Source organism: Halobacillus litoralis (assembly GCF_020171725.1).
Taxonomy (GTDB): domain Bacteria; phylum Bacillota; class Bacilli; order Bacillales; family Halobacillaceae; genus Halobacillus; species Halobacillus litoralis_F.
In genome coordinates this window covers 44,915-50,990 of the sequence record NZ_JAIVAJ010000012.1, presented here as the reverse complement: position 1 = coordinate 50,990, position 6,076 = coordinate 44,915, and the positions used below count along the sequence as shown (strand labels likewise).

The 6,076-nt window shown below is 46.9% G+C and carries 8 protein-coding genes and 1 rRNA gene; all 9 read left to right on the top strand.

Going from position 1 to position 6,076, the window contains the following annotated elements; genetic code table 11:
• Positions 1-3 precede the first annotated feature (3 nt).
• The 9 genes from rrf (at position 4) to yabA (ending at position 5,960) form a co-directional block, all read left to right on the top strand.
• Positions 4-117 (top strand): 5S ribosomal RNA (rrf, locus tag LCM20_RS19260).
• Between the two features lie 296 nt (positions 118-413).
• Positions 414-596, top strand: a complete 183-nt coding sequence (locus LCM20_RS19255; protein WP_225197116.1) for a sigma factor G inhibitor Gin — start codon at positions 414-416, stop codon at positions 594-596.
• Positions 597-845: 249 nt separating this feature from the next.
• Entirely contained in the window at positions 846-2,300 is a 1,455-nt protein-coding gene (locus tag LCM20_RS19250) for an aminotransferase class I/II-fold pyridoxal phosphate-dependent enzyme (protein ID WP_225197115.1), read from the top strand.
• On the top strand, positions 2,297-2,941 hold the full coding sequence (tmk, locus tag LCM20_RS19245; protein ID WP_225197114.1) for a dTMP kinase: 645 nt from the start codon (positions 2,297-2,299) through the stop codon (positions 2,939-2,941). Before LCM20_RS19250 ends, tmk begins: the two co-directional genes overlap by 4 nt.
• 31 nt (positions 2,942-2,972) lie before the next feature.
• Positions 2,973-3,302 carry a cyclic-di-AMP receptor gene (locus LCM20_RS19240; protein WP_225197113.1) on the top strand — a complete coding sequence of 110 codons (330 nt, stop codon included), beginning with the start codon at positions 2,973-2,975 and terminating at the stop codon, positions 3,300-3,302.
• A gap of 17 nt (positions 3,303-3,319) precedes the next feature.
• Positions 3,320-3,760 carry a YaaR family protein gene (locus tag LCM20_RS19235; protein WP_225197112.1) on the top strand — a complete coding sequence of 147 codons (441 nt, stop codon included), beginning with the start codon at positions 3,320-3,322 and terminating at the stop codon, positions 3,758-3,760.
• 13 nt (positions 3,761-3,773) lie between these two features.
• On the top strand, positions 3,774-4,760 hold the full coding sequence (gene holB / locus LCM20_RS19230; protein WP_225197111.1) for a DNA polymerase III subunit delta': 987 nt from the start codon (positions 3,774-3,776) through the stop codon (positions 4,758-4,760).
• A gap of 7 nt (positions 4,761-4,767) precedes the next feature.
• A complete protein-coding gene (locus tag LCM20_RS19225; RefSeq protein ID WP_225197110.1) occupies positions 4,768-5,595 on the top strand; it encodes a stage 0 sporulation family protein in 828 nt (275 codons plus the stop codon).
• A gap of 14 nt (positions 5,596-5,609) precedes the next feature.
• On the top strand, positions 5,610-5,960 hold the full coding sequence (yabA, locus tag LCM20_RS19220) for a DNA replication initiation control protein YabA (protein ID WP_225197109.1): 351 nt from the start codon (positions 5,610-5,612) through the stop codon (positions 5,958-5,960).
• Positions 5,961-6,076 lie beyond the last annotated feature (116 nt).

Here is a 6,076-nt window from a genome sequence, read left to right as displayed (position 1 = left end):
TGATGTGGTGGTGAAGGCGAAGAGGTCACACCTGTTCCCATGCCGAACACAGCAGTTAAGCTCTTCAGCGCCGATGGTAGTCGGGTTTACCCCCGTGAGAGTAGGACGCCGCCACGTCAACAGAAAGCCCCTTAGAGGATCTCCTCTGAGGGGCTTTTCGTATGCTTAGGAAATGATAAAAGCATCCACGATTCGAGTATTTTAAGCTCTTGTTCTTATGAACAAAGATAAGGAAGTCACACCATACAAGCTCGCTTCATACCTATGTTGTAGTCACCTCTTTTCCGAAATGTGTTGCTTTTTCAATCGTCATGTTTACACGAAGCCTGAAAGTTTCATAAGAAAGTAGGTATAACCTTGATAGAGTTGGAGACACTAGATCATAAGGAAACATTCAGGGGAGGCGAAAAAAAATGAGAGAGTCAGCATGTTGCAGCGTCTGTTCTAAACAGACAAGTGAAGGGATTTACGTATTGAGCGTTTTTCTATGTCACGATTGCGAGCAGGAAATGGTCCGTACACCAGTTGAAGATCCGAAGTATCAGTTCTTTGTCGATCAAATGTCGAAGGCGCATCGATCTATGATTGTTTCGTAACAAAGCGTAGCAGCTATGAAGAAACCCGAACGAAGGTTGATTCCTGTTCCAAAGGAGTTTGACCGATTGTTCGGGTTTTTTTGTGAAAGTTGGGAGGGGAGAGTTGTCTACCGTCATTCCGATGTTCTTCTCGCAAATGGGGTAATAGAGAAATATTTCGCTATTCATGGCAGTGGGATGCCCTATATGATCGGGTAAAAACAACTCAACTGGCTATGGTAGTGAAATGCTAGAGTAAATCATTGTACAATGGTTGATAGACTTAAAGAAAGTGGGATGGAAATGGAACAGAAGAAGAAACCTCTGTATGATGCATTGGTTCAACATCAGAAAAAAGATCCGATTTCGTTTCATGTGCCGGGTCATAAATTCGGCCGCGTCTACCCGGATGGTACAGCGTTTGAATCGGTTTTACATATAGATGCTACAGAAGTGAGTGGTTTGGATGATCTGCATGCACCGGAGGGCGTGATCAAGGAGGCACAGGACATTGCTTCTCATTACTTTGGGAGCCTCGAGTCTTTTTTTCTTGTGAATGGTTCGACGGTCGGTAATCTTGCTATGGTGCTTGCGACGTGTCATCCCGGCGATCAACTGATTGTACAGCGGAATTGCCACAAGTCGGTTCTGAACGGGTTGGAGCTGGCTGGGGCAGAACCTATCTTTGTTGCGCCTGAATGGGAGGAGGAAACGAATCGCTACAGCGTCATGACGAAAGAAGCGATTAAACAGGCTTTGGACGCATATCCTGATGCTAAAGGTGTGTTGTTGACGTACCCTGATTATTTTGGACGGACGTATGCTTTGAGGGAGGTGGCGGAATGCGTACATGACTATGGCATTCCACTCCTGGTAGATGAAGCGCACGGGATTCATTTTCACATGGGGGCCCCCTTCCCTGAACCTGCTCTTCAAGCGGGGGCGGATGTTGTCGTTCAATCGGCGCACAAGATGGCACCGGCCATGACGATGGCTTCTTTCCTGCACGTAGGTTCTGACAGGGTGAACACAAGAAGGCTGAAACATTATCTGCAGATGCTTCAGTCCAGCAGTCCGTCTTATCCTTTGATGGCCAGTCTCGATCTAGCCCGTCATTACATGGCTGGGATGACCGAGGAAGACGTGAGGGTACTGATTCGTTTTGTCATGGAGGTCAGGGACGTGTTTCGTTCTTCTCCTCATTGGAACGTGCCTCCTCTTACCGAGTGGGATGATCCGTTGAAGCTCATACTAGAAAAAGAAGGCAGTGGTTTTGCTCTCGCAGAGGCTTTGGAGTCTGTTGGTCTTTTCCCAGAGCTTGCGACGAGTGGTCAAGTATTGCTGACATTCGGTCTTGGAGAGAGCTTTGAGGTTGAGGATCTGAAAAGAAGGCTGATGGACGTGGATCGTCAATTAAAAAAACAGTCTAAGCGTGCTACAATAAAGGTAGATCAACCGCGGCTCCCCGTCGTTCAATCATTGGCGTTAAGCTTCTCTGACATGATAGAGACGCCTGTTAAATGGTGCCGCTGGCAGGATGCGGAAGGAGAGGTAGCAGCTGAAGCTGTGCTTCCTTATCCACCGGGCATTGCCGTCGTCTTGAAGGGGGAGCGTATATCCCGGAGTCAAATCGACTATATACAGGCACTTATCAAGCAGGGAGCGAGCTTTCAGAACGAACAGATTGAACAGGGGATCATGGTGTTTAAAGGAGAATGGAAGTGACAGGATTGTTTATTACATTTGAAGGTGGCGATGGCGCCGGTAAAAGCTCGGTATTGCGTGAAGTGGGGAGGCGCTTGAAAGAAGAGGGGTACCCTGTTCTGGAAACGCGTGAACCAGGTGGAATCGAGATTGCCGAGAAGATCCGCCACGTTATTTTAGAGCCTTCCCATACAGCGATGGATGGCCGTACGGAAGCGCTGCTCTATGCGGCGGCGAGAAGGCAGCACTTAGTAGAGAAGGTGATACCGGCGCTCGAGAAGGGCATGATTGTGCTTTGCGATCGTTTTATCGATTCTAGTCTTGCCTACCAAGGCTATGCACGCGGGCTTGGGATGGATGATGTCTACCGGATCAATGAGTTCGCCATTGAGGACCAGATGCCGGATTTGACCCTTTTCTTCGATATTACACCGGAGGAAGGGCTTGCTAGAATCGAAGCGAATAAAGGCCGGGAACAGAATAGACTGGACTTGGAGAAGATTGATTTTCATGAAAAGGTCTATGAGGCCTATAAGAAGCTGGTAGAGTGTTACGACCGAATCCAGGTGATTGATGCACGACCATCTATTGAAACGGTCTCAGCGTCAGCCTATGCCGCTATTACACCACATCTACCGTCGGACACGCCGGGGATGTTATAATAAGATAAAAATACGAGGAGGATTTACTCCAATGAAAATGATCGTAGCCGTTGTACAGGATAAAGACAGCAGTCGTTTGACGGATGCACTTGCAGAGAACGACTTCAAAACGACGAAGCTGTCGACGACGGGTGGTTTCTTACGAGAAGGAAACACAACGTTCATGATTGGTTGTGAGGATGACCAAGTCGATGATGTGTTGAACGTCGTGAAAGAGAACTGCAGTCAGCGGGAGCAGATGATTGCGCCGATCTCCCCTATGGGCGGCAATGCGGATTCCTATATTCCGAAGCCGGTCAAAGTGGAAGTAGGAGGAGCCACTGTGTTCATCTTACCAGTGGAGTCTTTTTTCCAGTTCTAAAATAAAGGAGACGCCTCATGAAAATCAGTCAGGAAATGCGGACACAAATGGAATCAGCTAAGAAGCAGGCACCTCCGTCTCAAAAAGGCAGACAGAGCTTTGATACGCTGGTGCAGTCCCAGACGAGACAGATGCAGGAAGCTCAATTGAATCAGCTGATGTCGAAAATTACGTCTCAGGGTGAACGGGTGGCCCGGTTCCGTTCGTTCCGTGATTTAGCTAAATATAAACGTTTGATCAAGGACTTCGTGGGTGAGTCCGTTCAATATGGCATGAACTTGAAGCATTCACGAAGCTTCAGTCCCCACGGACAGACCCGGAAGCTGACCATCGTCGAATCCGTTGATGAGAAGCTGGCGGAACTCACGGATGCGATCATGGATCAGGAGAAGGGGTCGATTGATCTTCTCGGTTTAATCGGGGAGATCAAGGGGCTTCTTATCAATTTATATACGTAAGGACGGACCACGTATGCAGACATGGACAGAAATGAAAGAGCTGCAGCCACTGGCTGCGCAGATGCTCATGAACAGTTTTAAAAAGGATCGAATCTCGCATGCTTATTTATTTCAGGGCAGCCGGGGAACAGGAAAGAAGGAAATGGCGGTTCTGTTTGCGAAGAGCATCTTTTGTTCGAATCGTGAAGAAGCTGAGCCGTGTCAGCATTGCCGGGAATGTAAGAGGATCGATTCCGGGAACCATCCTGACCTGCACTGGGTCGAGCCCGATGGCCAGTCGATTAAAAAAGAACAGATCCTTCATTTGCAGAAGGAATTCACTTACACTGGGATGGAGTCGAACCGCAAAGTGTACATTGTCGTCGATGCTGACAAGATGACAACGAATGCGTCCAATCGTCTGCTGAAGTTTTTAGAAGAGCCGAGTAAGCAGACGACGGCCATGCTGCTTACAGAGAGTGGACAGACGATGCTTGATACGATACGCTCACGTTGTCAGCTGCTCGCTTTTCAGCCACTGAATCCTGCTAGAATTGAAGAGCGGCTCGTTCAGGAAGGGGTTTCACAGTCGAACGCGAAACTGCTCGCTTCGCTGACGAATAACCTGGATGAGGCCTTGGAAATGAACGAGGATGAGTGGTTTGCTAATGTGCGAAAATTAGTGATACAATTAATTGAAGTGCTTCAAAATAAACCAAACGAAGGACTTTTATTTATCAACCATCAGTGGATGCCTCACTTCAAAGAACGTGCCCATATGCAGCGCGGACTCGACGTACTTATGCTTTGGTTTCAAGATGTGATCAATGACCATGTGGACCGGGATGAAGCTGTCGTATTTGTCACAGAGAAAGAGAGATTGAACCAGGCAGCGATGAAGTGGTCGCGTCAGTCTGCAGCGCAGTGTCTGACGAAGGTGTTAGAGGCGAAGCGAAAGATAAATCAGAATGTCCATCCGAACTTAGTGATGGAACAACTTACCCTTCAACTACAGAGGTGATTACCGAATGATCGAAGTTGTAGGTGTCCGATTTAAACAGGCGGGAAAGATTTATTATTTTGATCCCGGTGGATTAAAGATGACCACAGAAGATTACGTGATTGTCGAAACAGTCCGGGGGATCGAATTCGGGAAAGTTGTCATTGCTAACAAATCCGTAGATGAAGAGGATGTCGTACTTCCTCTTAAGAAAGTCATCCGCATGGCAGATGACAAAGATAAAGTCACGGTAGATGAAAACAAGGACAATGCATCCGAAGCTTACCGTGTTTGTGAAAAGAAAATTCGTGAACATAAATTGGACATGAATCTTGTCGATGTTGAATATACATTTGATCGAAATAAAGTGATCTTTTACTTTACAGCCGATGGCCGGGTAGACTTCCGGACATTGGTGAAAGATTTAGCTTCCGTGTTTAAGACACGTATCGAACTTCGCCAGATTGGGGTTCGTGACGAAGCGAAAATGTTAGGTGGAATCGGCCCGTGTGGTCGAATGCTTTGCTGTTCCACATTTCTTGGAGATTTCGAGCCGGTTTCAATCAAGATGGCGAAAGACCAGAATCTATCACTGAATCCAGCCAAAATTTCCGGTTTGTGTGGTCGTCTGATGTGCTGCCTGAAGTATGAAAATGACGATTACGAATCAGCTAAGAAAGAACTCCCTGACCTCGGAGAAAGCATTGCAACTTCTTATGGAAAAGGAAAAGTAGTCGGTCTGAACATGCTTGAGCGAATGGTACAGGTGGAATTTCGTGATAAAGAGCGTGTGCTCGAGTATTCCTTACAGGAGTTAATCGATGAAGGAGTACTCCAAACCGAAGCTTCAGAATAAAGGTGGAGTCAAGCGTGAAGAAGAAAGCCATTTTTGAACAAGTATCCCACTTAGAAAGCCAAATCGGCGAATTGTACGAGCAGCTCGGCGATTTAAAAAAGCAACTTGCTTATTTATTAGAAGAGAATCAGCACTTATCGCTTGAAAATCATCACTTGCGGCAGCGCCTGGATCATGAGAATGAGAAGGAGCAGACCGCTTCTTCGCGTGATTCCAAACAGGGTCGTGGCGCGGTTGTGGGTGAGGGATATGATAATCTTGCCAGGCTTTATGAAGAAGGCTTTCATATTTGCAACTTGCATTTTGGCAGCCCACGGGATGAAGACTGCCTATTCTGCCTTTCCTTTTTAAATAAACAAAAATAAGTCCCAGGTCCAAGCCTTTCCTTTGCTCTAGAGGGAGGGCTTTCTTTTTTGTAAGAGAACGAAAATGGTATTATGGATTTGAATAAGACAACGAGTCATGAAGCAAGACATTGTAA

Coding starts and splice junctions, on each gene's coding strand:
- LCM20_RS19255 (WP_225197116.1), top strand. CDS start 414: ATGAGAGAGTCAGCATGTTGCAGCGTCTGTTCTAAACAGACAAGTGAA.
- LCM20_RS19250 (WP_225197115.1), top strand. CDS start 846: ATGGTTGATAGACTTAAAGAAAGTGGGATGGAAATGGAACAGAAGAAG.
- LCM20_RS19240 (WP_225197113.1), top strand. CDS start 2,973: ATGAAAATGATCGTAGCCGTTGTACAGGATAAAGACAGCAGTCGTTTG.
- LCM20_RS19235 (WP_225197112.1), top strand. CDS start 3,320: ATGAAAATCAGTCAGGAAATGCGGACACAAATGGAATCAGCTAAGAAG.
- holB (WP_225197111.1), top strand. CDS start 3,774: ATGCAGACATGGACAGAAATGAAAGAGCTGCAGCCACTGGCTGCGCAG.
- LCM20_RS19225 (WP_225197110.1), top strand. CDS start 4,768: ATGATCGAAGTTGTAGGTGTCCGATTTAAACAGGCGGGAAAGATTTAT.